The 23,809-nt window shown below is 60.8% G+C and carries 23 protein-coding genes and 2 pseudogenes; 11 read left to right on the forward strand and 14 right to left on the reverse strand.

All coding sequences use genetic code 11. The annotated features are described in order from the left end of the window. Window positions 1-6: 6 nt before the first annotated feature. Both trbI and HJB83_RS24240 read left to right on the forward strand, forming a co-directional pair. Window positions 7-1,305 carry an IncP-type conjugal transfer protein TrbI gene (trbI, locus tag HJB83_RS24235; RefSeq protein ID WP_221140564.1) on the forward strand — a complete coding sequence of 433 codons (1,299 nt, stop codon included), beginning with the start codon at window positions 7-9 and terminating at the stop codon, window positions 1,303-1,305. Window positions 1,306-1,615: 310 nt separating this feature from the next. Beyond that, entirely contained in the window at window positions 1,616-2,320 is a 705-nt protein-coding gene (locus HJB83_RS24240; RefSeq protein WP_127431476.1) for an autoinducer binding domain-containing protein, read from the forward strand. A gap of 3 nt (window positions 2,321-2,323) precedes the next feature. Here the strand turns inward: HJB83_RS24240 and HJB83_RS24245 are convergent, their stop codons facing one another. Further along, window positions 2,324-2,647: a transcriptional repressor TraM gene (locus tag HJB83_RS24245; protein WP_164735978.1), complete on the reverse strand. Its 324-nt coding sequence runs from the start codon at window positions 2,645-2,647 to the stop codon at window positions 2,324-2,326. 223 nt (window positions 2,648-2,870) lie between these two features. On the opposite strand from HJB83_RS24245, the gene HJB83_RS24250 reads away from it, so the two are divergent. From HJB83_RS24250 to HJB83_RS24260, 3 genes are all read left to right on the forward strand, one after another. Then, entirely contained in the window at window positions 2,871-3,113 is a 243-nt protein-coding gene (locus HJB83_RS24250; protein WP_087002841.1) for a helix-turn-helix domain-containing protein, read from the forward strand. A gap of 347 nt (window positions 3,114-3,460) precedes the next feature. After that, entirely contained in the window at window positions 3,461-4,078 is a 618-nt protein-coding gene (locus tag HJB83_RS24255) for a type IV toxin-antitoxin system AbiEi family antitoxin domain-containing protein (RefSeq protein WP_127431473.1), read from the forward strand. Further along, on the forward strand, window positions 4,071-4,940 hold the full coding sequence (locus HJB83_RS24260) for a nucleotidyl transferase AbiEii/AbiGii toxin family protein (RefSeq protein ID WP_168337871.1): 870 nt from the start codon (window positions 4,071-4,073) through the stop codon (window positions 4,938-4,940). The genes HJB83_RS24255 and HJB83_RS24260 overlap by 8 nt, the downstream gene beginning before the upstream one ends. Window positions 4,941-5,166: 226 nt before the next feature. Here the strand turns inward: HJB83_RS24260 and HJB83_RS24265 are convergent, their stop codons facing one another. Genes HJB83_RS24265 through traA form a run of 4 tightly spaced genes read right to left on the reverse strand, consistent with a single transcriptional unit; the run spans window position 5,167 to window position 10,828 of the window. Beyond that, on the reverse strand, window positions 5,167-5,772 hold the full coding sequence (locus HJB83_RS24265; protein ID WP_168257337.1) for a TraH family protein: 606 nt from the start codon (window positions 5,770-5,772) through the stop codon (window positions 5,167-5,169). 16 nt (window positions 5,773-5,788) lie between these two features. Next, window positions 5,789-6,952: a conjugal transfer protein TraB gene (locus HJB83_RS24270; RefSeq protein ID WP_221140566.1), complete on the reverse strand. Its 1,164-nt coding sequence runs from the start codon at window positions 6,950-6,952 to the stop codon at window positions 5,789-5,791. Next, entirely contained in the window at window positions 6,942-7,505 is a 564-nt protein-coding gene (gene traF / locus HJB83_RS24275) for a conjugative transfer signal peptidase TraF (RefSeq protein ID WP_127431469.1), read from the reverse strand. The genes HJB83_RS24270 and traF overlap by 11 nt, the downstream gene beginning before the upstream one ends. Continuing rightward, window positions 7,502-10,828 carry a Ti-type conjugative transfer relaxase TraA gene (traA, locus tag HJB83_RS24280; RefSeq protein WP_221159685.1) on the reverse strand — a complete coding sequence of 1,109 codons (3,327 nt, stop codon included), beginning with the start codon at window positions 10,826-10,828 and terminating at the stop codon, window positions 7,502-7,504. The genes traF and traA overlap by 4 nt, the downstream gene beginning before the upstream one ends. Before the next feature lie 255 nt (window positions 10,829-11,083). On the opposite strand from traA, the gene traC reads away from it, so the two are divergent. From traC to HJB83_RS24300, 4 genes and pseudogenes are all read left to right on the forward strand, one after another. Further along, on the forward strand, window positions 11,084-11,380 hold the full coding sequence (traC, locus tag HJB83_RS24285) for a conjugal transfer protein TraC (protein WP_168257341.1): 297 nt from the start codon (window positions 11,084-11,086) through the stop codon (window positions 11,378-11,380). A 4-nt stretch (window positions 11,381-11,384) separates the two neighbouring features. Beyond that, on the forward strand, window positions 11,385-11,600 hold the full coding sequence (traD, locus tag HJB83_RS24290) for a type IV conjugative transfer system coupling protein TraD (protein ID WP_165548347.1): 216 nt from the start codon (window positions 11,385-11,387) through the stop codon (window positions 11,598-11,600). Then, window positions 11,587-13,517, forward strand: a pseudogene (gene traG / locus HJB83_RS24295) (Ti-type conjugative transfer system protein TraG). Before traD ends, traG begins: the two are co-directional and overlap by 14 nt. A gap of 439 nt (window positions 13,518-13,956) precedes the next feature. After that, window positions 13,957-14,406, forward strand: a complete 450-nt coding sequence (locus HJB83_RS24300) for a thermonuclease family protein (RefSeq protein WP_221140644.1) — start codon at window positions 13,957-13,959, stop codon at window positions 14,404-14,406. A 228-nt stretch (window positions 14,407-14,634) separates the two neighbouring features. Here HJB83_RS24300 and HJB83_RS24305 read toward each other — a convergent pair whose 3' ends face one another. Beyond that, window positions 14,635-14,952 (reverse strand): hypothetical protein, encoded by a 318-nt coding sequence (locus HJB83_RS24305; RefSeq protein WP_221140572.1) that lies wholly within the window; start codon window positions 14,950-14,952, stop codon window positions 14,635-14,637. A 442-nt stretch (window positions 14,953-15,394) separates the two neighbouring features. Here HJB83_RS24305 and HJB83_RS24310 point away from each other — a divergent pair, with 442 nt between their 5' ends. Beyond that, entirely contained in the window at window positions 15,395-15,703 is a 309-nt protein-coding gene (locus tag HJB83_RS24310) for a WGR domain-containing protein (RefSeq protein WP_127431462.1), read from the forward strand. Between the two features lie 531 nt (window positions 15,704-16,234). On the opposite strand, the gene HJB83_RS24315 is transcribed toward HJB83_RS24310, so the two are convergent. Further along, window positions 16,235-16,396: a hypothetical protein gene (locus HJB83_RS24315; RefSeq protein ID WP_168259652.1), complete on the reverse strand. Its 162-nt coding sequence runs from the start codon at window positions 16,394-16,396 to the stop codon at window positions 16,235-16,237. Between the two features lie 300 nt (window positions 16,397-16,696). Then, window positions 16,697-17,008, reverse strand: coding sequence for a DUF736 domain-containing protein (locus tag HJB83_RS24320; RefSeq protein ID WP_127431460.1), 312 nt, complete (start codon window positions 17,006-17,008; stop codon window positions 16,697-16,699). Between the two features lie 460 nt (window positions 17,009-17,468). Between HJB83_RS24320 and HJB83_RS24325 the strand changes: the two genes are divergently transcribed. Beyond that, a complete protein-coding gene (locus tag HJB83_RS24325) occupies window positions 17,469-17,645 on the forward strand; it encodes a hypothetical protein (protein WP_164735976.1) in 177 nt (58 codons plus the stop codon). 6 nt (window positions 17,646-17,651) lie between these two features. On the opposite strand, the gene HJB83_RS24330 is transcribed toward HJB83_RS24325, so the two are convergent. The 6 genes and pseudogenes from HJB83_RS24330 to HJB83_RS24355 all read right to left on the reverse strand — a co-directional run bounded on the left by HJB83_RS24330 (window position 17,652) and on the right by HJB83_RS24355 (window position 23,380). Continuing rightward, entirely contained in the window at window positions 17,652-18,578 is a 927-nt protein-coding gene (locus HJB83_RS24330) for an ArdC family protein (protein WP_127431521.1), read from the reverse strand. A 301-nt stretch (window positions 18,579-18,879) separates the two neighbouring features. Then, window positions 18,880-19,464 carry a hypothetical protein gene (locus HJB83_RS24335; RefSeq protein WP_221140574.1) on the reverse strand — a complete coding sequence of 195 codons (585 nt, stop codon included), beginning with the start codon at window positions 19,462-19,464 and terminating at the stop codon, window positions 18,880-18,882. Window positions 19,465-19,853: 389 nt separating this feature from the next. Beyond that, on the reverse strand, window positions 19,854-20,183 hold the full coding sequence (locus HJB83_RS24340; protein WP_127431458.1) for a hypothetical protein: 330 nt from the start codon (window positions 20,181-20,183) through the stop codon (window positions 19,854-19,856). Continuing rightward, window positions 20,180-21,068 (reverse strand): annotated as a pseudogene (locus HJB83_RS24345) (DUF7007 domain-containing protein). The gene HJB83_RS24340 and the pseudogene HJB83_RS24345 overlap by 4 nt, the downstream one beginning before the upstream one ends. After that, window positions 21,065-21,541, reverse strand: coding sequence for a hypothetical protein (locus HJB83_RS24350; protein WP_020048110.1), 477 nt, complete (start codon window positions 21,539-21,541; stop codon window positions 21,065-21,067). The pseudogene HJB83_RS24345 and the gene HJB83_RS24350 overlap by 4 nt, the downstream one beginning before the upstream one ends. 90 nt (window positions 21,542-21,631) lie before the next feature. Continuing rightward, a complete protein-coding gene (locus HJB83_RS24355; protein ID WP_221140576.1) occupies window positions 21,632-23,380 on the reverse strand; it encodes a ParB N-terminal domain-containing protein in 1,749 nt (582 codons plus the stop codon). Window positions 23,381-23,809 lie beyond the last annotated feature (429 nt).

Below are 23,809 nucleotides of genomic sequence, written 5' to 3' on the forward strand. Positions count from 1 at the left end.
AGCAATATGGTCCAGTCGCTCCAACTTGGCGCGTCAGCCCAGGCCGACGATCAGAATGGCATGCGCCGGCTCAACCGCCTGCCGATCATCGTCGCCATCATCGTCATCGTGCTATTCGTCGGCGTGGTCGTGATTGGTCTGTCACTGCGCGGGCTTTCCTTCAATCATGGCGACATCGAGGGTGCTTCCAACAGCCCTGCGACCAGTTTCGGCGATCAGCTTAAGCGGGGTGTCACCGACGGCATTATCGGTGACCCAGAAAAGCAGGAGGTGTTTCAACCGACGCCAGTCGTCGCGGAGAAAAAGGAAAAGCAGGAACCGGTCTTCGAGCGCCAACCAACAGATCGACAAGATCGCCGACAAAGGCTCGAATCCGAAGAGGAGTGGAAGGCACGCCTGAAGCGAGAGCAGGATGAACAATATATGCGCGAAGCCCAGCGGCAACGGATGGCGCGTCTCCAGGCCCGTTCCACGGCGCTCGATTCGCCGCTAAAGGTAGACATCTCCGATGTCGAGAAGGCTGCAATCTCCACCAATGACACCGTCCGCCAGCCGACAAATGCCGTGACGAGCAGCGCCTCAGACCTTTATGGCGCGGCCATGAAATCAGGCTTGATGGAGCAGAACGTCGATCAGAACGGGCAGACGTCGAAGGAGGACTTCTTTAATCAGGACATCAAGGATCTCGGCTACCTGCCGAACCAGGTCGTGCCGCAGATGTCACCCAACGAATTGAAGCGCGGTTCAGTCATCGCGGCGACATTGATCACCGGCCTCAATTCCGACCTGCCGGGGCGCATTACCGCTCAGATCAGCCAAAATGTCTACGACAGCGCAACCGGTTATCGCCTTCTCATCCCGCAAGGCGCAAAGCTCTTCGGTCGCTACGATTCCAAGGTGTCTTTCGGCCAGGAACGGGTACTCGTCGTCTGGACGGACCTCATTTTTCCGAACGGGTCTACCCTGCAGATCGGTGGTATGGCGGGCACTGACGCTGAAGGTTATGGCGGCTTCCAGGACAAGGTCGACCGGCATCTCTGGAGAACATTCGGTTCTGCAGCCCTGGTGGCAATCATCGGGGCGGATACCGATATGTCGATGCCTGAGAGTTCGACGCTCGCGACGCAGGACACGGCTTCGGATGCAGCAAGACGGAATTTTGCCGCGTCATTTGGCCGCGTAGCAGAAGAGACGATCTCGAAGAATCTGAACGTTCAGCCGACGATTCGCATCCGGCCGGGCTACAAGTTCAATGTGTTGGTCGATCAGGATGTTATTTTTCATTCTGTCTATAGCGGCCGCTAAACAGCTAACGGACGCTCAGATTTTCGCTTGTCGCTGAACGTCGCAAGTACATTCCGCGCGGGGCGCAGGTGTGACTAAAAATCTCTATAAAAATCATCGTCTTTAGATCAGAAAGAGTTGAATACCCGGCAGAGGTCAATAGACCTAAGCGATGCAACGAACGTGGATCTGCTTCGCGTAGAAGCAACTGCCGTATCGTCCAATGTCCCATGTGGTTCCGGCTAGCCGAACGGTGGCAACCGGTAGCTCGCGGCGTCAGAACGGCGCGACGAGTGGGAGGCTTGCACCGTCGAAAAAAGGAGAAAAGTTAGTGGACGGTGACCTTCGCTCTCTCATCGATATGACAGAAGCCGCGCATGATGAACGTATGATCAAAAGTGCTTTGAAAACATTTGCGCACGCATGCGGCTTCGACCGTTTTGCTTATCTGCAGACTGAGGGGTTGGAAATCCGCACATTCAACTCCTATCCGGAGGAATGGCAGGGTGTTTATCTCGAAGGCCATTACTCCCGCATCGACCCGGTCGTTACTGAAGCCAAGCGTCGCATGGAAATGTTTTCCTGGACGGCCGACGATTGGCCCGCTCGTGGAACCTCCGAACTCAGGCGTTTTCGGGACCAGGCGATCGAGTACGGAATTCGGAGTGGGGTGACGATCCCCGTCGAAGGAAGTTTCGGGTCGACGATGATGCTGACGTTTGCATCTTCGGCGCCGACGGCTGACGTTTCAAAACTGCGGGATGCGCAACAAGCGATCCGAGCGGTGCTGGTGATCCATTACTGCCTGAAGATTATCGCTGCGACGACCATTGTCGCTCCGAGACGGTTGCTTTCACCAAGAGAAGCAATGTGCCTCATGTGGGCGGCAAAGGGTAAAAGCGCTCCGGAAACCGCAATGCTAACGGGGATCAACCCGAGGACAGTGCAGCACTACCTTGATAAAGCGCGCGAAAAACTTGAGGCTGCGACCGTCCCACAGCTCGTCGCAATTGCTAAAGATCACGGGTTGGTTTGACCGTCATTCATGTTTATCGAGTGGAACCTCGGGGACGTAGCCTAACGCATCGATGATTTCCGAAAGTTCTTCTTGCTGGACTTCAGATTTCTTTTGGCGCGCGACATACTCCTCCTGCAGGCTCTTGAGCACGGCGGCGGAAATTGATGGGTCTGCGGTCGCGCGAGCCCATTCCTCATAGACAGCTTCGTCGGCGGCGATCAGGAGGCGGTGTTCGAGAATTGCCGAGACAGCCAACGCCTCAAGCTTCGACTGTTGCATCGAGCTGAAGCGCGATTCTCTTTCCTTTTCTCGACCATTTGCATCGGATGAGCTCGCTTTGTTCACCCGCTTCTCCCAAACTTTCATTCTCTCACCAAGCGGCCCCGAAGGTTCGCCTACATCAAATGGGACACCGTTACATCCAAAATCTCTGAGTTGCAGACAATGTGCTGATGCTTATATCGACAACTAAACCCATTACCCGCCCGCATTGGCGGGATTTACGGGAAGGAGCTTTACATACTTTAGTTGATAAACTCCGAGTGTGTAAACGGCGATCTTTCGGCGCATGGACATGCGCAAACTGGTCGGCTCGAATTTTGCCCGCCTGCGTCGGGAGAAAGGCCTGACACAGGAAGAGGTCGAGGCGCGTTCTGGTTTCAGCCAGCAATATCTTAGTAGCCTGGAGCGAGGTCGTCGCAACCCAACTGTGATTACGATTTATGAACTGGCTCAAGCCTTAGATGTCAGCCACGTCGAATTAGTGCGACCGATTGGTGAGACCCAAGTGAGTACGCAAACAGGCGCATAATCTGGGATCTCAGCAGCTTCAATCCGGCCCGCGACAACGAGAAATCGTCGAAGCAAGCCAAATGGAATTGAGATTTGTGCTCCTCTCGAGTCCGAACAATCGCTGCGATGAAATTGCAAGGCGCTGCCGCAGACGAGATCGTCGAGGGTTATCCGGCTCTCACTGCGCGCATGGTGGACCTCGCCGCAAGCTACATCTTTACTCCAGGCGACCACTAGAATTGTCAACTTTGTCCATCGAGGCAATTAGTCGTGGTGAAGAATTCATAATGCGAGGGCTTTCTCGGCGCCAGGGATTGTGATACAAATCCTAGGATAATAGATCCTATTCTCCGAGCTTTTATATCAATGCCCAGTTCAGTCACGCAACGCCAAATCGCTCGGACCGTGCTAACCGAGCGCGGAATAGCACGTTTCGTCGAACTGCGGAACGCAGGAGTCACGGCTGCCACCATGAGCCGAATGGAACGAGATGGTGAAGTGCTGCGGCTTGCCCGCGGTCTCTATCAACTTCCTGATGCGCAGCTCGACGCCAGCCACAGCCTGGCGGAGGTTGCCAAACGCGCGCCCAAAGCCGTTATCTGCCTCGTTTCGGCATTGGCATTTCACAGCCTGACAGATCAGCTCCCCGGACAAATCTGGCTTGCCATAGGCCGTAAGGACTGGCCGCCGAAGCTGGAAGCCCCCGCTGTGCGCATCGTGCGCTTCACAGACAGCCTTCTCAACGACAGCGTCGAAACCCATATCATTGAAGGCGTTCCTGTGAGGGTCTTTGGAATCGCCAAGACAATTGCCGATTGCTTTCGATATCGCAACAAGATCGGCCTTTCAGTAGCGATAGAAGGGCTGCAGGAGGCGCTGCGGCAACGAAGGGCTACTCCTGGCGAAATCGCCAACCAGGCCGAACGCGGTGGCGTTGGCTCTGTGATCCGGCCGTATCTCGAGGCGCTGACCGCCAATGGCTAAAGAAATCAGAAACGTCGGCGCCTCGGTGCGCGCCCGCCTGTTGCAACTCGCCAAGGCAAGCGGGCAAAGCTTCGATCTCGTCCTGACGCGTTTCGCCCTTGAACGGTTATTGTTCCGGCTTAGCCAGTCGCCCCACGCCGATCGCTTCGTTCTAAAAGGGGCGATGTTGATGATGAGTTGGTTCGACAATCCGCACCGAGGCACGCGCGACCTGGATCTTTTGGGTTTCGGTGATCCGAGTCCGGACCCGATGCTTGAGACATTTCGGGAAATTCTGGCGCAAGAGGCCGACGATGGCGTTACGTTCGACGCTGATACGCTGCATGTGGATCGTATTCGCGAGGCACTGGATTATGGTGGGCTCAGGCTGCGGGTGATCGCTTCGATCAGCGGAGCCCGGATCAACCTGACCATCGACATCGGTTTTGGCGATGCGCTTGAGCCTGGGGTGGAGGTTTTGGATTATCCTTCCATGCTCGATTTTCCGATGCCGCGGCTTCGGGCCTATGCGCGAGAAACGGTCATTGCCGAGAAGTTCCAGGCAATGGTGATGCTGGGGCGAGTAAACAGCCGCATGAAGGATTTCTACGACATCTGGATCCTCAGCAGGTCTTTCGACTTCAGCGATGATCGGCTGGCGCGCGCAATAGCCGCTACCTTTGATCGCCGCGAGACACCGATCCCCATTGACCTGCCGGACGCCCTAACGGACGCCTTTGCCAAGGACCAGCAAAAGCAGCGACAATGGCGTGCTTTCATTGAAGGCGTTGCACACAATCCTGGCGATCTGATCGACGTCATCGCGGGGATTGCCACATTCCTGATGCCGCACGCGGTTGCGGCTGCGAGGCTGGACGAATGAGCGGTTTGGTCGCAACCACGCGAGTTCATGGCTCAGCGAGCAGAATTCAGATCCTGTCGGGTTTTTGTCGGGCAACTTCATAGCTGGAACCCGTCAGTACGCGGGTTTTACTGGCTCGCCGCCATTACAACCGCGGACGAGGCATCTGGAAGCGCATTAATTTCATGCTTTGGAGTCGCCTAAACTTTGGCTTGGCCGGAACATGCCTCGCCAATGCGAGGTGAACTCAACGCTGTTGTTGACCAATGCGGGAAAGATCGATCCGTATCCCCGCATGCCTAACATCCTGCATCGTCTCTGGTTGTAAGTCTTTCGGCGTCGCTTCCTCGCCATCCACTTCCTTATCGCTTTGCTGCGGCGCTTCGATGGGTATGCCAGGATCCTCCGCCTGAAACACGCCGACACCCCCGAACTCGCCGGTCTTCCATGCGTAGACCGCGTCCTCGAAGATTTGCGGGAAGACGTCTTTGCTCGTGGGGTTGCCATACCATTTTGCAACGATCCTCAATACCTTGGCGAACATCGCAGTGCCTTTCCGGAGGTTCTGGCAAGGATCGACGAGATCGGGCTTCAGATCCGCCGGTTCCTTGACTCCCACGCCAGCGGGGAACTGGGTGAGCCCTACGCGGACGACCGCTTGACCAGCATATTGGCGCACGATCGCAATCGCCTCCTCGGCCGATGCCGCTTTCGGAACGAGGATCAATCGGTCGCCTGATTTGACGGTGACGGCGAAGGGATCAGCCGAGCCCGCCGCCATCACGAACTGCTCGACGATCGTCGGCTTGAGAGAAGGGTCTGCGCATTCATTTATCAGGGCTGCGTCGATCATGGTTTCTCCTGAGCACTCAGGTGTTGAAGGCAATAACAATCGGTTTTGCGAAGAGCTTTGACCACGCTGTAGTGGCAGTTCGCTGGATAGCAACGATTGATGTCCCTTCGGTCCACCACCCGTTTCCGACAGCAACAATGAGGTCCGGATCGTGCAGCATCGACTGAAGCACCGGCCAAACAATCAGTTGCTCGTAGCAGATCAGCGGTGCCGCGCGGCTGGCGCCGATGGAGACGACCGGGTTCGCCAAGAAATCCGCCCGAGCACCACCACTCTCCCCAAACCAGGATCGCCACGGCTGCCACATCGAACCGGGAACCGGCATACGTTCGCGATAGAGGATATGGCCGCCCCTCCCGTCGACCGCGACCAGAACATTGTCGTAGCCCCCAGCATCGACCATCGCCGCACCGGCGATCACCGTCCCATCATCATCCCTGAAGGCGTTCGTCCAAAGCCGCGCCACGGTCGGTGTCCAGAAACCGAGCGCAGTTTCCGGCAGCACCACAAAACGGGCCCCATCGCTGGCCGCGCCACGCACCGTTGCGATCATGTCACGCTGGCGTTGAAGCCCGGGCTCCCGACCGAGCGAAGCCCCCATATCAAGATCGACGCCGCGCCAGCCTTCCGGTAGTTTCGGGTCGGTCCAGATTGCGGCGGACCACAGCCAAGGGCCTGCGAAGGCGATGGCGACAGCTGGCCAAATGCGGGTTACGAGACCCGCAAGGCCGGCTGTCATGAAGCCAAGTCCCCACCATCCCCATCCCGGAAACAGAACACCCGCGGCGGTGACAGGATGCGCCCAGCCCGTGATGCCGAACGGCGGAACGGCCATGACGGCTGCCGCAAGGAGGTAGCGAAACGGACGCGCGCGTCCGTTCATCGTCCAGACGAGCGTATGCACGGCAACGAAACTCATAGACGCACCCAGCCAGAGCAGGAGGCCTGGCCAGATATCCGACGAATAAAAGGCGGCAACGCCTTGTGGCAGACCCCGGGACGCGGCCAGGAAGTATCCGCTGGAGACAAGTGCCGCGACCGATCTCGTTTGCGAGATCGACCAAAGAACCGGAAACCCGAGCGCGACGGGTAGGAGCAACACATGGCCGCTCCAGCCCACCACGCCGATCGCGATCGAAGCGAATATCAGCAGCGCCGGCTGAAGGTAATCACGGCACATAGGTGAACACCTCCTGCGCCAGCCCGAGAATGCCGGAGATCGGCACCGGGCCAAAATATCGGGAGTCATAGGAGCCGGGGAAGGCGGAATGCAGGAAGACATATCCTGGCGGTATGATGCCGCTCGGAAACGGCGTCAACGGCCGGCCTTTTCCATCACGTAGTGCGAGACTGGATGAGGAAACCACCCGCCCATCCACTCTCACGTTGACGCCGATTTCGACACGCTGTCCTACAACGGCGATCACTGTCTTGATCAACGGTGCGACGTCGCCCGGGCAGGAACCAGAACGGAAATAGCCTCGTGCCCTGGCTGCCCGCATCGCCGCCGTTTCCAGCGGGCAGATGAACAGGAGGTCGTCGACTGCCACCGGTCGATGAAGCGGGATAATGCGCCATAGGCCCAGTGGCTCGCTCGGCGTCAGATTGATGCGGTAGCCGCCGGCGACGGCAGTCACCACCAGCAGAATGGTGGCCGCGGCCGCTATCGACAGAACCGCAGTGGCACGTCGTTGTTGCGTGGTCATCGACCGGGTGGTTGCTGCCCGGGTCATTTCAGCGAGAGCCCTTGACTCTTGGTTTGCCGCAGCGTCTCTGCCTGCTTGAGCGCTTCGGTCGTGCGTTCATGAGCGCCAAGCTGCTGGACCGTCCGCATAGATTTCCACGCGGACTGGACCTCAGCCTTCTGGACGACCGTCATTCCTGCTGTGACGGTCTCGAAAGTCTTGCCATCAGTGTCTTTGGCAGCCAAAGGCAGGAAGGTCCGTTCCCCGAAACGCTCCGACACAGCCTTGGCAAAACCTTCGAGTTCTGCCTTCACGTTTCTGTCCGCCAGCGCATATTCGAGGCCAGCCGGGAGATCGTTGCGATCGATGGCATCTCGCACGCGTTCGAGCGTTTGCTTGGCAGATGGGGAGAGCGCCGGGATATCGACTGAAACCTTGAGTCGGACCGCGCGCTCCTCCGTCTCATGTTTGAATTCGGCCTCGGCCCGCTCACGAAGGTAGCGTTCAAGATTTCGGGCAAGCGCCGGCACATTGGCGATGGCTTTTTCCCGGTCCTGCTTGTCGGCACGGCTGGCGAGAAGACCGGTTTTGCCCTTCAGCGCGCCAAAGCTCTCTGGCTCGCCGGTAATCCTTGCCAGGGTCGACTGCTCGACCGACTGGTCCTTCAACATGGTATCGACATTGATGGCCTTGAAGGCCACTTCCGGCTTCGCGTAGACGAGCTGGAAGCGGGTCGAGACGTCCTCCCATTGCTTCTTGAGCCCGGGATCGCCGGCGAGCTTGTCTTCGACAGCCTGGTCGAGCGATTTCGGGAAGGTGGCGATACCTGACACCATGGGCTTGGCCTCCTTGATTGTGTCCGGGATGGAGTGTTTGTGGCTGCCGTGGACCAGTCCGAGTGCCGCGCCGATGGCGGCAAGACGGGCGCCGAGATTGTCGAGCTTCTGTTTCTGCCGGACGGCCCATTGGAGGCGATCGTGTGCGATCGTGCGGGCGACGTTGACAAGATGAAGGCCGCGGGCTTCCGCGAAGCGCAGCGCCTGGCGATAGAACGACGCCTTCTCGTAATCGAGGGTCGTCTCCTTGGCGTTTCGGCGCGACAGGATCGGGATGAGCCCGCCGGATTTCGCAAAGGAACGACTGCCGTAGTAGATCGCGAGATCCTCACGATGGCGCGTCATGGCCACATAGGTGAGATGCCGGTCCAATGAAAGGGAAGCAAGCACCTTCACCCGGTCGACGGTCGCGCCTTGGCTCTTGTGGATGGTCGTGGCATAGCCGTGACCGAGATTGTTGTAGAAGCGCTGCTCGATCGTGACCTGGCGACGATGTTCCCTTTCGCCGATCTCAGCGACGATCCGGCCGGGTGCGGCCTCAACCACCTTTGCGAGCATGCCGTTCTTGACGCCAAGGCTGCCCTCGTTCTTGAGGAACACGATCTGGTCGCCGGCCGCGAACATGCGGGTTCCGTCCTCCGTCTTGAACGCAAATCCGTCTGCGACGACGCCACGCTCGACCAGCTTGGCGCGGGCCATATCGTTGAGCTTTCGGGCGTCGCGGCGAAGGTGTGCGAGGATCAGGCTGGTCTTCGAAGGGTCGTAGTCGCGGTCCCACGCTGCGATCAGGCTTTCGACCGCCTCGTCCTTCAGTCTCAAACCAATCATTCGACCATGGGCGGTGTAGGCATCGACAGCCTTGCGGATATTGCCACGCGCGAGATCGAGCGAGGCGTCGCGCATCCATTGCTGGCGCTGACGATAGATCGTCTCGAGTTCGGCATAGCCGATGCGATCGGCAATGGCGCGAAAGGCCGCACCCGCTTCGATCGGTTGAAGCTGTTCCGGATCGCCGACAAGGACGAGTTTGGCGCCGGCCTTGGTGACTGCTTCGACCAACAGCGCCATCTGCCGTGACGAAACCATGCCGGCCTCGTCGAGTACGAAGACGGTCTTATCATCGAGCTGGTTGCGACCCTGGTTCCAGCGAAGCTCCCAGGACGACAGCGTGCGGGAAACGATGCCCGCTTCCTTCTCCAAACCTTCGGCGGCTTTGCCAGCCAAAGCTCCGCCGACCACACGATAACCGGCCGTTTCCCACGCCTCGCGCGCAGCCTTCATCATCGTCGTCTTGCCGGCCCCGGCGCGGCCGATGACAGCGGCAATCCGCGTGGTCCCGGCGACATGCTCGATCGCCGTTCGCTGCTCATCCGACAGACGGGAATGGCGCGTAAAGGTCGCCTGCAGCACCACCTCACGGGCGCCATGGGAGGTGCTGCCGGAGAGCCAGATCGCGCGATTGGCCATCTCGGCCTCAAGCCGGATCATCTCGCGCGTCGTGTATTTCGCGGGTGTCCGAATACCTGTCGCAAAGTTGATCCGCTCGCGTTCGAGCCGGAGTGCTTCCGGACTTTGCAGAATGCGGACCATCAGAGTTTGGAACAGAAGGACATCGTCGATATAGCGATACAACACCTTCGCAACATCGCGTTCGTCGAAGACGCTCTTCTCCCGCGTGATCAGGTCGAGCACGATCTCCGGACGGCGCTGGATGCGGCGGGCGTTCTCCCTGCGGCGCTCCTCCTGAAGCTCGACGCGTTCGAGTTTGGGAGTCGAGGTCTCCGACTTGTGGTCGGATTGCTCGGCCTTGCGCTCGATGGCTTTGGCGCCGACGCCGAGGTGAATGGTTGGCTCGAGGTCGATACCCTGCTTTTCGAAGGAACGGCCATCGATGCGGATTTCGAGGCCGGCAAGCGCCAGATGTTTGTTCTGGCAGGCAAACCAGCCGTCGCGAAACGCATTGAAATCCTCAGTTCTGCCGGCCCATAGCTCATAGACGATCTTGCCGGCATCATTGCGGATCGGCTTGCCGTCCGGGGCGAGAACCGCGACCTTCTTTGAGCCGAACCCGTCCTCGGTGAGCGGCCGCAATGTCGTCATCAGATGCACATGCGGATTGCCTGGGGCGTCGTGATAGACCCAGTCGGCGACCATGCCCTTCGCGGTGATGTGGCACGCCACAAAGTCGCGCACGAGCGCGATGTTCTGCTCGGCCGTCAGTTCGAGCGGAAGGCCTATGGTGACGTCCTTGGCGAGCTGCGCGTCGGATCGCTTCTCGAAGCCCTCCACTTTGTTCCAGAAGGCCTCGGATGCGCCGGCGACCGAGCGATCGGCAATCATGCTGCGCACCCATTCCGGCGCGTCGGTAGGGATCACGAACTCCTCATGCAGGAGCCCCTGCTTTCGCGTGTAGTCGATCGTCCGGGCTTCCCGCTCAAACTCCATCTTGGCGCAGTGCCGGTAGGCCGCCGACAGGACGGCGCTGCGGCCTGAGCCACGGGCGACGACGCTGACGGAGAAGTGAGGGACGGCCACGGCGAAGTTCTCTCCCGGTTGCAAACGAAATCGAAGGGTTCGTCGGGAGCGGCGGCCCCGCCAGGCACTCTCAGCAACACGTCGCGCCAGCGACGTATAATTGCGCCCTTGGAAGCCGCTCCTTCGGAACGGCCGGGATCATCCACCAAAGCATCGCCGCTGGCGATTGTAGGATTCACAGTAGTGCGTTCGCTACTTAAGTTCCGGAAACTGGCTTCGAAAGACAAGCTTTCTCAGCCAGGGAGACAAACGGACATGAAGAAGCCATCCGCGAAGATCCGCGACGAAATTGCCAAACTGCAGGAGCAGCTCAAGCTCGCCGAGACACGGGAAGCGGAACGCATTGGCCGGATCGCGCTCAAGGCAGGCCTCGGCGACTTCGAGATCGACGAGGCGGAGCTTCAGGCAGCGTTTGACCAACTGAGCAGGCGATTTCGCGGAGGGCAGGGGGGTACGACCGGAGGGAAAAAGGGGGCAGGCGATGGCAGCGGCGCAACGTCGACCGCGACGGTCGCGTCTGGCCCGAATGCAGGCGGGACTGGCGAGGCTTGAACGGATGGTGAGGACGATGACATCCGACTCCCGCAAGAAGGACACGCGCGAAAAGATCGAGCTCGGCGGCCTGATCGTCAAGGCCGGTCTGCGCTATGAGAAGCGAGCGCTGTTGCTGGGCGCGCTGATCGATGCAGCGCGCCGCATCAAGGGTGACGATACCGAGCGCTCCAGGATCACGGCCATCGGCGTGGAGGCCTTCGGCAATGACGATCAATAGGATTGCACTTGTCGTCGGACCAACGGCGTTGATGATCCCGGTCGTCATCGGAATGACCGGGATCGAACATTGGCTATCCGGGTTCGGGAAAACCGAGACCGCACGACTGGCATGGGGGCGGGCAGGGATCGCGCTTCCCTATCTCGCCAGTGCCGCAGTCGGAATCTTGTTCCTGTTCGCGACCGCCGGCGCGATCAATATCAAGCAGGCAGGTTGGGGCGTCGTTGCGGGATGCAGCGGTACGGTCCTGATCGCGGCACTTCGCGAGACAATACGCCTTTCCGCTTTCATGAAGACGGTACCCGCCGACAAGACGGTCTTGGCCTTTCTCGATCCGGCAACGTCGATCGGAGCGAGTGCCGCGCTCTTATGTGCCTGCTTCGCACTCCGCGTCGCGCTCATCGGCAATGCGGCCTTCGCAAGGGCCGAGCCGAAGCGCATTCAGGGCAAGCGGGCGCTTCATGGCGAGGCAGATTGGATGAAGCTCACAGAGGCGGCAAAGTTGTTTCCCGATGCTGGTGGCATCGTCATCGGCGAGCGCTATCGGGTCGACAAAGACAATGTCGGCGCCCGAGCGTTTCGCGCCGACAGCGCTGAGACCTGGGGCGCCGGTGGCAAGTCGCCGTTGCTGTGCTTCGATGGCTCGTTCGGCTCGTCGCACGGGATCGTCTTTGCCGGTTCCGGCGGTTTCAAGACAACGTCGGTGACGATCCCAACGGCGCTCAAATGGGGCGGCACGCTGATCGTGCTCGATCCATCGAACGAGGTCGCACCGATGGTCTCCGCGCATCGCGGCGGAGCGGGGAGGGACGTATTCGTTCTCGATCCGAGGAAGCCGGACATCGGCTTTAACGTCCTGGACTGGATCGGCCGTTTCGGCGGAACCAAAGAAGAGGATATTGCCTCAGTGGCCTCATGGATCATGAGCGACAGCGGCAGTGCGCGTGGTGTCCGTGACGACTTCTTTCGTGCATCGGCGCTGCAGCTTCTCACGGCGCTGATCGCCGATGTCTGCCTGTCCGGTCACACGGACGAGAAGGAGCAGACGCTTCGGCAGGTGCGCATGAACCTCTCGGAGCCGGAGCCCACATTGCGCAAGCGGCTGCAAGACATCTACGACAATTCGGGTTCGGATTTCGTGAAGGAGAACGTCGCAGCCTTCGTCAACATGACACCGGAGACCTTCTCCGGCGTCTACGCCAATGCGGTCAAGGAAACGCACTGGCTTTCCTATCGAAACTACGCAGCTCTCGTGTCTGGGAAGAAGTTCTCGACCAGCGACATCGCGGCCGGGAATACGGACGTCTTCATCAACATCGATCTCAAGACATTGGAGACCCATTCGGGTCTTGCGCGTGTCATTATCGGTTCGTTTCTGAATGCGATTTACAATCGCGACGGACAGATCAAGGGGCGCGCCCTGTTTCTCCTCGATGAGGTCGCCCGCCTCGGCTACATGCGGATCATCGAGACCGCGCGCGACGCCGGACGCAAATACGGCATCACGCTGACGATGATCTACCAGTCGATCGGCCAGATGCGCGAAACCTATGGCGGCCGCGATGCTGCAAGCAAATGGTTCGAGAGCGCCAGCTGGATTTCGTTCGCCGCGATCAACGATCCCGAGACCGCCGATTACATTTCTCGACGTTGCGGCATGACCACGGTCGAGATCGACCAGGTGAGCCGTAGTTTCCAAGCGAGGGGATCATCGCGGACGCGCTCGAAGCAGCTCGCTGCCAGACCACTCATCCAGCCCCACGAAGTCCTGCGCATGCGTGCCGACGAACAGATCGTGTTCACCGCAGGAAACGCGCCGCTCCGATGCGGACGAGCTATCTGGTTCCGGCGCGGCGACATGAAGCATGCGTCGGCACGAACAGGTTTCACATGATCGGCGATACGCCAACTGCATGATCCAAGCCGGCGCGCAGTGCAAACAAGCAAGGCTGATCCAGGAAAATGAAGAGTATCGGAGAAATCAGCATAGCGACGCCCGACGGGCGGGATTTCGGGAATTCTCGTCGTGCGACGGGCGGGAAACAGAGCAGCCGCGGGAGCCTCAACATAGTGGCCCCAAAAGGGGAGGCGGGATCGACTGCTCCCCGACCCTCGCACACCATTTTGGCGGCCACGCCGCAGCCCGAAGACAAGCTCCTCCGTAAACGCAGATGAAACCGGGTCCGACATAGGGTGAGGCGAAACGAGGAATCGGATAGTGGCGAAATCGAATATAGTTCCGTTCAGAAAGCCGCCGAAGGCCGGACGCGGTCGCGATCGGCAGCGCGCGGGCGGAGGACTGGTAAGATCTGAGCGGATCAGACGGCGTAAACGCGCGGCGGCAGTTCTATGCACGGTGATCATTGCCGTTGGAGGTTGGCTTGCCTATGGCGGCAACGAAGCTCTCCCCGGTTTCGCCACTTTGGCCAAGACACCGACGACGGATTCATTGTCGGCGGCATTTTCGATCTGCGGCGACAGCCACCGGACGAACTGCGTCGTCGATGGCGACACCTTCTGGTTCGAGGGCGAGAAAATCCGCATCGCCGACATCGATACGCCTGAACTCAGCCCGCCCCGCTGCGAGGCCGAAAGGATCAAAGGTGAAGCGGCAAAATCCCGGCTGCTGGCGCTGCTCAACGCTGGGAAGTTCTCTCTGGCGGCCGGGTTCCGTGACGAAGACAAGTACGGTCGCAAACTTCGCATCGTGTCTCGCGCAGGCAATTCGCTGGGCGACGTCTTGATCGGCGAAGGGCTCGCCCGATCATGGGATGGTGCCCGACACGGCTGGTGCCAGAGCGGGTGACAGCGAACCATCGCTTCCCCGGCACGGGAGAAGGATAGGGGTTTGGGGAAAGGGAGGAGGGAACCGTCCCCTTCCCCATGGGAGGAAGTTTGAAGGAGGGGCGTTGCCGTTCCTTCATGGGGTGAGGTTTGAGAGGGGCGGCAGAGCCCCCCTTTCATAGCCGCTCCGGCTGGAACGGCTCACGCGAAGTCAAGGACCAGAGGCGGCAAGCCGCCTCTGGTCTGGATCTCAATCAGCGGGATCGAAGAAGGGCTCTTTGTCGTCCAGGCCGATATGCCATCGTTTGTCGAACCACCGCGACGGAAGGTAGATCTCATCGCCGCCAGAATGCGCAATGATGATCTTGCCGGGTTCGTGAAACAATCCGAAATCGACCTTGTTGTCGATTGCCCAAAGCAGCGCCGCTGACAGAAACTCGCGCGAGATATCGGCGGGAAGATGCACCTCCGCATCGAAATTTCCGCGCAAGCGTTCAAGCCAATCCGGCTGTTGATCCGACCGCTTCTGGTCGTCTCCAATCTGGTGAGTGATTTGATGCTTTGTCATCAGGGTCTCCTTTTCGTTTCTGACGAAAGGTGTCCGCACCGTAGTCCGTGAGGGGTCCGGGACCGCGGAACGCGGCCGCCGTGCGGCGAGCGGAGGAACCGATTTTCTCTGTGCCGCTTGCGGCGCTGGGAAAATTGGAGGGGCCGCGATGTCCTTGACGCCGGAACGACGGGTGCAAAATGGGATGTCAGAGAGAGATTAAACCGCGTCCTGAAAGGACGCGACCGCTTGCCAGCACCGCTGGCCATGGGACGTTCCGGCCATATCCCATTACGATAGCAGGCACAGGAATGCGTCTTGCCGCGAGAGGATCGTAACCCGACAGGGCGCAGACCGCGTGCGGGCTCGGGTCGCAGCGCGACTAGAGCCGTGCGCCGTCGGCGCCTCGCCCGACACGCCATTCTTCACGAAAATGAATCGGTCGCACTTGTAAGATTCACATATGTCGTTGGACGTGGCGGCGACGTGTGGCGATCATGCCGGCATGATTTCGCAACCCTACCAGCTCTATGTCGAACGATCGGATCCAGCCAAGAACATGGCGCGGTATTATGCCATGGAGATCGAGCAGACGATGTTCGGAGAGGCTTGCCTGATCCGGCGATGGGGACGGATCGGCAAGCGTGGCCAGGAGAAACGGCATGTGTTCGAACGGGAAGAGGAAGCGGTTCACTTATTCCTTGAACTGTTGAAGCAAAAACGTACTCGCGGCTATCGGCCCAGAACAACTCTGCGATATTTGCAGAGCTGACCCCAATCGTCTCCGATCTCTCAAATGGCGAAACAGGGGCCGCCGAAGCGGCCCCTGTTGGCGCGTTATTCTCGCCGGTTCCAGTCGGTCTCGAACGACGCCTCGATCTCGACCAGGAACGGGATCTTGATTGTGAGCTCGAGACCGAGTTTCCCTTGCGGAAGAAGTGACAGATCACGTTGCCGAGGACGCGGAGCCTGCGGCCGGTGGCGATGAGGAATTGAGCGAGCTGTTGCACGGTATATTCTCCTTTCGAAAAGCGGATATCGCGGGGATAGGCCAAATGACGGGCAAGGAGGGAGCACCTGAAAGGCCGAAATGAGAGTGGAGGACCTGCCGGCGCCTGAATTTTGGCCTGCGAGGAGCCGCAACGCGGTGGGGAAAATTCTGGCGCCGGCAGCTTGCGGCGCGACGGACGGGATGCAACATCCCCGATGTCGATGACAGAGATCGAAAGGAGAGCGGCAGTGGATCGCTCATCTCCGTGCTGTGGATGCCGGCGGACTGGCAGTGTTGGTGATTATGCCGCCCTCAGAAGGGCGGCTCGGCATTGATGGAACCGTCCTGTTCGGCAAGTATCATGGTCAGCTCGGCCTGGGCGATTTCGAGTTCGGCTTCGATCTGGCGGCGCTCGGCGGGCTCAACGCAGGCGTTCAGCTCAGCGCGCAGTTCTTGGATTTGTTGTTCGATCATCGTCATCTCCTTGATGTTTGAGAAAGATGACGCCCACCGTCGTGGCGGTGGGTCAGGGTCAAGGATCGCGCATGCGACCGCCAGCGGCGGCGAGTGGGGGAGCCGAAATGCGCCAAGCATTTTGGGGGGACCGCTCGTCCTTGAGGCTGGCCCGGCTCCACGGCACGATTGGCTTGATATGAGCAGACCCCACTTCCCCGTATGGCACCCAAAAAGCTGGAAACGGGCTCGACGCCCGTTGCCTGCTTTCTCAAAGCAGCCCGTTGGCCCCGCCTTAGGCGGCGGGGCCTTGGTGGGATCTCAATCCCGGTTGGGGCGGGACCAGATCAGCTGGTAGCCGTCCTCGCCTTCGACCTCGGTGAGCGTTGCGTAGATCGGCGCCGGGAAGCTCGGGTCGTCCAGCTTGACCGAGAGGTAGTCGCGGTCGGTCTCGCTGGAGCGCTTCTGCCAGGCCGCACCCAGCTCGACATTGCCGGCGTAGATACGGAAGTGCGGACCCTTGTCGGAGGGGTTTTCGATGCGGGCGATGCGGGCCTTGACGTTGAGTGCGAGGGTGCGGATCGAGCCGGTGAAGCCGCTTTCGGTGGAGGTGAAGGTGCCGATGGTAGCCATTGTCTGTTCCTTTCTTTCGGTTGTTTCGGGCCGCGCCCTTCGCGGCCTCGATGGCTGTCGCAAGGATCGGGGACGATCGGACCGCACCCCGAAGGGGCCGAAACGACGTGGAGGGCGGCGGGGAGCGGCTTTGTTGCCCCGCGAGGAATGCGAACGCAGTTCGCAGGGGAAGAAAGTTGCGGACGGCCGTTGCGGGAGAACGATCGAGGCTAAGCCGGTCTTCGATCAGACATGCCTCATCGAGCCCGCGCGGGACGTGGCTATCACAGCGATGGGAGGAACAAGGCAATGGCGGCCCTCGTCATGGCGTTACCGTGCCGAGACACCGCAGCCGCTAAACCGTTACCCTGTCTCCAAGTCATAGCGTCGAATTCGGATGCGACAAACTCGGCCGGCCGGGCAGTTGCCTCCTGCCATTAACGCGGTATCGTGCGCTTGCGATTCGTCGCCTGGAGGATCTATGCGTCAGCAGACAAAGCCGTTTATCGTCGAAATCAAGCAGTCCCGAAAACTGAAAGCCACCGATCCAAGACCATCGATCTGGGTGAAACTGGACCTCACGTCCGATCAGCACACGCCGGCGGAGAAAGAGCCTAGAAACCTGTCGGCCGTTGCGGGTGACAACGACCGACCTTGACGTCTCCTACGCAGCCGCTCTGTTGTCGGCCTGGATGGACTGGAGTCCGTGCAGAAAGTTGACAGAACGCTGGGCATGTGCCGCGGCTTGGAAGATGGCCCGCCTGTCGTCGGATAGAACCTTCAGCCACGAGCCGAGGTAAGACGCATGGTCCGGCCGTGGCTCCAGCTCCGGTGCGATCCCGAGATCAGCGCAAAGGAAGCAGCTTCCAAGTTCGGCGATCAGTTCCTCGCGAGCCCGCTCGCTCTTGTCTTTGGCATATCGGCTGAGATCGCGCCCAACGCGATCGGCGCGCGCCGTCCAATGGCAACTTTCGTGACTCAGGGTTGCCACGTAAGACGCGGCGTCGCGGAACGTCTCGAACGGCGGCATCTGGATGTGGTCCGTGACTGGCGAATAATAGGCCTGCACCCCACCATGGCGGATGACTGCGCCGGTGTTGCGGAAAAAGCGATCGGCGTGCTCCATGCGCTCGTCAGGATCGAGCACCGGACCGGGTTTGTGATGGTACGGCTCCGGCAGCCTGTCGATCTGTTCGATGTTGAACACTGTATATGCTTTCAGAAACGGGATTTCCCGGTCGACTTCTCCACCATTGCCGTCCGCCTCGGACTTGGTGAAGCGGCTGGCGAAGACGACCGTCGAACCGGTCTCGCCCTTGCGCACCGCCGCTCCCAGTTCGAGCGCCTGCTTGAACGTCATCCACATGGGTGAGGTGAAGCCGCGCGCCATTCCCTCCGACCATAACAACAGAATGTTCATGCCCGAATAGGGCTGACCGTTGTAGCGTAGCGGCCGGGTAATCCGGCCATTGGTGTTGGCCGCGTGCCAGGGTTTCATCCAGGGTTTTACACCTTTTTCCAGATCGGCAACGATCCGGGCCGTGATCCGTGCATAGATGTCGGCGCGTTCGCCCTCGGCTTTCCTGCTCATGTCATTATCCTCCGTTTTGGAGGCCGCGCCCACCGCGGCCCCGTCGCGGAGGTCCGAAGGCAGGAGCGATCGGGTGGCATGCCGCACCGGAACTGCCGGAACGGAGAGAAGGACGGCAAAGCCGTTGCGGCGGACAACCGGCTCCTGCAGGACCGCCGACCGGGACGGGGTCGCGTGGCGAGCGGGGTCCATGTTTCTCTTCCTTCTGATGACCTGGAAAAAGGCCGGTCCCAAAGGAACCGGCCTAATGATCAGGGAGAGGGAAGAAAAAGCGGAGCCGAAGCTCCGCGCGAAAAACGGCTCAACCGAGTGCCGCCATCTGCGCCTCCGCCGCCTTGCGGTCGAGCGACTGGCCCGGGTTTTCGACCGGGCGGTCGAAAGGCTTCCAGGCTTCGCCGATGACGTGGCTGTAAGCAGCGACTGCGCCCTCGGCGGCCATCCGCAACGCGTGGGACTGTATGCCCATGTCGGCGGCGAATTCGCGTTTGCGCTGGGCGGCGCTGTCGTAACCGACCGGGCCATCGAGATCCTCGTCGCGGGCATCGTTTGCCGATTTGGCGGTGGCGTCTCGGGCCTCGGTGACGGCGCGGCTGTAGAACTGGCCGGCTCCGTGCGCCGAGCCGACATAGGCCCCGACGATGCGCTGGAGATGGATCTGCATCGCCTTCTCGCCGAGGCCGTCCGAGAGGCTGTCGGCGGTCTCAATGATCAGGCGCTCATGGAGCTCACGGATGCCGTCACTGTCGACCACCGCCGTTCCAAAACTCTCGGCAATCAGCATTGCCTGGACGGTGTCCGGGCATGTGAGCCTGACCATCTCGAGGGTCGCGCCCTTGCGGAGCGGCACGACGCGGGGGGAGGGTCGATTGGTTGCGGGCTTGGCCATGGGATCTTCCTTTCGTGGTTTCCACCAAAGCGGCTCCGGCCCCTGCCGGTCTGCCCTTCGATGCGATCGACAGGAACCGGCTGAGGACGGGCGCTTTCACAGGTCCGGGACGGCCGGACGAGCGAAACGGGTTTGCGGACAAGCGGGGTAAAGCCCTGCGAAGGACGCGGAGCCGTTTTGCGAGGGAGGCTGCACCGGCCGCTCCGCGGCGCCGCCAGCGACCTTGAAACGACCGGCCGCCGGTTCAGACCGCAGCGAAAACGAAGGGCAGACCGGCGGGGCGGGCTAAGGCTCCGAAACCCCGGAGGAGAGAGCCCCTCGCGACCGACAGCCCGCATCCCTTCCTCCAGCGCGGATCAGCCGCCACGAAAGCCCCCATACGGTCAGACTCACGCCGCCGCATTACCCGCATCATCGCCGAGCATCAGACGCATGGTAGTGATCGCCCGCTCCTGATGTTGGAGTTTGCGAGCTAGGGCAGCGATTTCCGTTCGCCGTTCGAAGCTGAGCCGCTCGACGTGATCCTGAAACAGCTGTTCGTCGGAGCGCGTCCACCGCGACCCGCCCCGGCGGTGCGAGCGGGCTTTCGCCTTCTCGGTGGCCGCTCTGCGTTCGGCCCGGCCCGTGATCTGCCGGTGAATGCGATCGAGATGGTGGCGGGTCTCTCGCCGCGCCGCCTCCATGCGGAACAGAAGAACGCAGGGACTAACCGGTTTCATGGACTGGTCACCCGCGCCTGCCAATTGATGAAAGACGACGGTCCGTCATAGGCAGCGTGGCGCGCCGGATCGATGACGAAGCCAAATCGGCCAACCTCGTACTCGTCTCTTGGCACGAGATAGCGGCGTTCTTCATCGGTTGCCCGCAGCCCGCCGATCGTGGCGATGACTTCGGTTATCCCGGCATGCTGCTCCGAGCGTAGCGCGGAGATGACGATCCAGTCCCGCCGGCATGCTCCCGCTCGAAGGCGCGGCGATCCTTCTCATGGGATTCACCGGGCGCAAGGGGCGACCGAAGATCGCTTCCCAGGCATCGGGCCACGAATCCCGGATGGTCCGATCGGCGCACTTGCGCTCGTATCCGGTAAAGAGATTCGGATAGGCGAGGGCAATCGCGGCCCACGCGGTATCTTCTTCGTACCAGCCGCCTGCGCAACGAAGCATCGGATGAATCTTGACGTTGCACTCGTTGCACAACTTGAACCCGCCATGCCCGGCCGTGGTGTGAGAGACGATACCCTCCGCGTAGACGGTGGCGCCCTGCGAAGGTCCCCACGGGGTGGAGCAGTTCATCCGAACCGTTGGCCGGGCGAGCGCCCGGAGCTCGCGGCTGTGTTCGGCCTGTTCGAACATCCGTGCTTGAAATTCCGCCTCATCCGCAACGGCGCCATGATGCGAATAGAAGTCGTCGCGTTTGAGTTCGGAAAGCGGCCGTGCCACACGCCAGGCGCTCACGAGAAAATGCTGGCCATCGCGTCCCGACACCATGGCGAAAACGAGATCGCCGACACGGGCGACAGGCAGGTCATCGGCGCTGCGGCTGAACTCCGGCCCTGGCAAATCACGGGCGGAAGCTGCTTTGGCTTGGAGAGCAGGCGTGTTCATGCCGCGACCCTCCCCTCGACGTGATCGGCCGCCACTTCATCGGCAGTGACCTCTTCCAGCACGGCATCGGGATAGCCATGCCGGGCCAACCATTCCTCCGCGGCTTGGCGATTAGCGGCGAGGTGGACGAGTTCGGCGTTGTCGCCGGCGCGGTCGAAGACCCTGACGTGGCCGAGCTGCGGGCGCTCGATCACCTTGAATGTCAGGCTGCTGTCGAGCGAGAACGTCCTGTGGATACGGATCGTGATGACGCCATTGCCGCCGAAATCGCCCTCATGCAGCGTGAAATCCGGCGACAGGTTGGCATTGCCGATGCCGCGCTTGCCCTGTTTGCGGATCAGCCTGCCCTTGCTGTTGCGGTTTTCCCAGGCGGCGAGCTTCTTCCTGTGGCGCTCGGGCGGGCGGGGCGTGCCGTCGGACCAGACGACAATCGAGCCGATCGGGGCGAGGTCATAAATCAAAGACGCAGACATCTTCGTTCTCCTATTTTGAGGTGTGGAAACAAAGCAGCCGCCGGTGATGGCCGGCGGCGGTATCGATCAGTATGACGTTGTGGGAGAGGGTTACTCGGCCGCAATTCCGTAAGCGGTATCGGGATCCTCAGTGCTGGTGTCAGCGTCGGCTTCATCCAGTTCTTCGAGCCCGGTGTCGGCTGCGTTGCCGCCGTCCTCGATGCTGCCCATCGGCCCGTCGGCGGGTGCATCGTCGTCCTCGCCCCCTTGCTCCATGTTCTTGGCCAGCCACTCGCCCAGCTTCACGTCATCGGGTGCGAAGAGGCCGGACGGATGCACGAAACGCTCTTCCTTGAAGTGCTCGACAAGGGCAGCCCGGGTGTCCCTGACGCGCGGGCGGGGAGCGACACTCCTACCGCCGCAGGACGCGTCCAGTGCCGGACGCGATAGGCACGCGAGGAATTGCTCCGTGCCCATGTTCGGAAGATAGGTGTCGGCGCCGATGGCATCCCCGGCGATCCGGGCGACAATACCACTGTCCGTGCGGTTGGTCCGCGCCGACAGTGCGTCGATCAGGGTCAACCTCGCCACGACACGAAGCGTGTCCGTGGCGAACTCCAGTTTGCCGCTTTCACCGATCAGCCGGACAGCGTGCCGGGCGAAACGCCTGGAGCCGTAGAGATGGCTGGAGGTTTCGGAGCCGGAGTCGACCGAGACGTTCTGCCCGGCGAATGCGAGGACGAGCAGCGCCATGAGGATATCGTCCTCGATCGGCGCTCGTGCCAATGCCTCGTGCAGAGCGTCTGTGCGGAAATCGCCGATCATGTCGAGGCCGTTTCGGGTCACGTCGGGACGGGTCTTGGCTGCAACATCGATGGCCTCGTTTCCGTCCTCACCGCCGGGCGCGGTCGGATCGGCCTTGCCGTTCGCCTTCTTCGCCTCCGGCATCCGGAAGTGGGCGGACTGCACCTTGCCCTCTCGATCGAGATACATGGCGGTGCAATCGCCCTTGCCGGGCTTGCCGTAGACACGCTCCGCCTTCGGCGGCAACTGCGGCTGGCCCCAATTGTTGAGCTCGACGATGGAACCCTTCTTCGGGAGATTGCTGCTCATCCATTCCTGCTGCGCACCGAGGAACGCTTCGACGTTCGTCGTGAAGCGATTGTCCTCGTCAGCCGGTCCGAACAGGTCTTCCGCCCATTCGATGCCATAGGCCTGGCGAAGATCGTCGCCAAAGCTCGCATCGCGCGCGAACATGCGGGTCTTGGTGAGGCCGGTGGCGATCGCCCACCAGTATGCCGTGTCACCCTTCTTCGGCTTGTGGGCCTTCCAGACTTCCTTCTGCTCGTCGAGCGACGCCGCGGAAATCGTGCGAAGCTGCTGCTCGTTTGGCATGTCGCCCCTGGCCATGTGATCGAGCATCGCCGGCAGCACATTGGCGAGCAGTCGAAGCTTCCGGATCTTTCTGACCGGCAACGCCAGCGCAATCGCGATCGCTTCCTCGGTCCAGCCGAGAGCAACGAGGCGCTCGATGCCGCGCCATTGGTCGACCGGATTGAGCGGTTCGCGCGCGATGTTTTCGATCATCGAACGCATCGCGCCATTGTCGTTGGCCGCCTCGACGACGATAACATCGATTTCCTCCATGCCGGCGGCGATCGCCATGCGGGTGCGCCGGTGACCGGCTTCGATGACATAGCCGTTGCCGCCGGCTTCGGCGAAAATGACGGGTGGCTGGATGATGCCGACGGCCTTGATGGTCGCAAGCAGCAGCGCGTCGGCCTGGGGCGTCGATTTCGACTGGCGGGTATTGTCGGGATTGTCCTTCAGCGCACGCGGATCGACCTTCATGAGTTGCATGGGAGTGTTCCTTTCCGGGGGATGCGGACCTGGCCCTCTGCCGGTCCTTCCAGTCTTCATTTTTTCCTGAAGACATCTTCCGGACCGCAAAGCGGCCCGACCGGCGCAACAGCGGTCGAGCAGCCCTGCCGCGAAGGACAAGCGGGGCTAACAGCCCTGCGAAGGACGAGTGGCCGGGATGCGGAGGCGGCGGTTGAGCGACAGCGGCGGCGGGAGGACCGATCTGCGACCGGTTCTCCTTCCCTTTCCCCTTCTCCCTTTCCCAACTTCTTCTGATAAGCGCTCTGCTACAGAGCTCGCAATCTGGTTGCAAGGGAACAAAAAAATGGGCCGTCGGAAAACCGAGGCCCACGAAGTGTGAAGGTCAAAAACCTCCAGAGGGGAACAGCTGTTGCGGCGGCACTGGGAGGAGACCGCCATGTGCACCAG

This window comes from Rhizobium sp. NZLR11 (assembly GCF_019685115.1).
Taxonomy (GTDB): Bacteria; Pseudomonadota; Alphaproteobacteria; order Rhizobiales; family Rhizobiaceae; genus Rhizobium.

Coding starts and splice junctions, on each gene's coding strand:
- HJB83_RS24255 (WP_127431473.1), top strand. CDS start 3,461: ATGCCCAGTTCAGTCACGCAACGCCAAATCGCTCGGACCGTGCTAACC.
- HJB83_RS24355 (WP_221140576.1), bottom strand. CDS start 23,380: ATGCAACTCATGAAGGTCGATCCGCGTGCGCTGAAGGACAATCCCGAC.
- HJB83_RS24320 (WP_127431460.1), bottom strand. CDS start 17,008: ATGGCTACCATCGGCACCTTCACCTCCACCGAAAGCGGCTTCACCGGC.
- HJB83_RS24325 (WP_164735976.1), top strand. CDS start 17,469: ATGCGTCAGCAGACAAAGCCGTTTATCGTCGAAATCAAGCAGTCCCGA.
- traD (WP_165548347.1), top strand. CDS start 11,385: ATGGTGAGGACGATGACATCCGACTCCCGCAAGAAGGACACGCGCGAA.
- HJB83_RS24340 (WP_127431458.1), bottom strand. CDS start 20,183: ATGAAACCGGTTAGTCCCTGCGTTCTTCTGTTCCGCATGGAGGCGGCG.
- HJB83_RS24330 (WP_127431521.1), bottom strand. CDS start 18,578: ATGAGCAGGAAAGCCGAGGGCGAACGCGCCGACATCTATGCACGGATC.
- traC (WP_168257341.1), top strand. CDS start 11,084: ATGAAGAAGCCATCCGCGAAGATCCGCGACGAAATTGCCAAACTGCAG.
- HJB83_RS24335 (WP_221140574.1), bottom strand. CDS start 19,464: ATGGCCAAGCCCGCAACCAATCGACCCTCCCCCCGCGTCGTGCCGCTC.
- HJB83_RS24250 (WP_087002841.1), top strand. CDS start 2,871: ATGGACATGCGCAAACTGGTCGGCTCGAATTTTGCCCGCCTGCGTCGG.
- trbI (WP_221140564.1), top strand. CDS start 7: ATGGTCCAGTCGCTCCAACTTGGCGCGTCAGCCCAGGCCGACGATCAG.
- HJB83_RS24270 (WP_221140566.1), bottom strand. CDS start 6,952: ATGTGCCGTGATTACCTTCAGCCGGCGCTGCTGATATTCGCTTCGATC.
- HJB83_RS24305 (WP_221140572.1), bottom strand. CDS start 14,952: ATGACAAAGCATCAAATCACTCACCAGATTGGAGACGACCAGAAGCGG.
- traF (WP_127431469.1), bottom strand. CDS start 7,505: ATGACCCGGGCAGCAACCACCCGGTCGATGACCACGCAACAACGACGT.
- HJB83_RS24310 (WP_127431462.1), top strand. CDS start 15,395: ATGTCGTTGGACGTGGCGGCGACGTGTGGCGATCATGCCGGCATGATT.
- HJB83_RS24350 (WP_020048110.1), bottom strand. CDS start 21,541: ATGTCTGCGTCTTTGATTTATGACCTCGCCCCGATCGGCTCGATTGTC.
- HJB83_RS24265 (WP_168257337.1), bottom strand. CDS start 5,772: ATGATCGACGCAGCCCTGATAAATGAATGCGCAGACCCTTCTCTCAAG.
- HJB83_RS24315 (WP_168259652.1), bottom strand. CDS start 16,396: ATGATCGAACAACAAATCCAAGAACTGCGCGCTGAGCTGAACGCCTGC.
- HJB83_RS24260 (WP_168337871.1), top strand. CDS start 4,071: ATGGCTAAAGAAATCAGAAACGTCGGCGCCTCGGTGCGCGCCCGCCTG.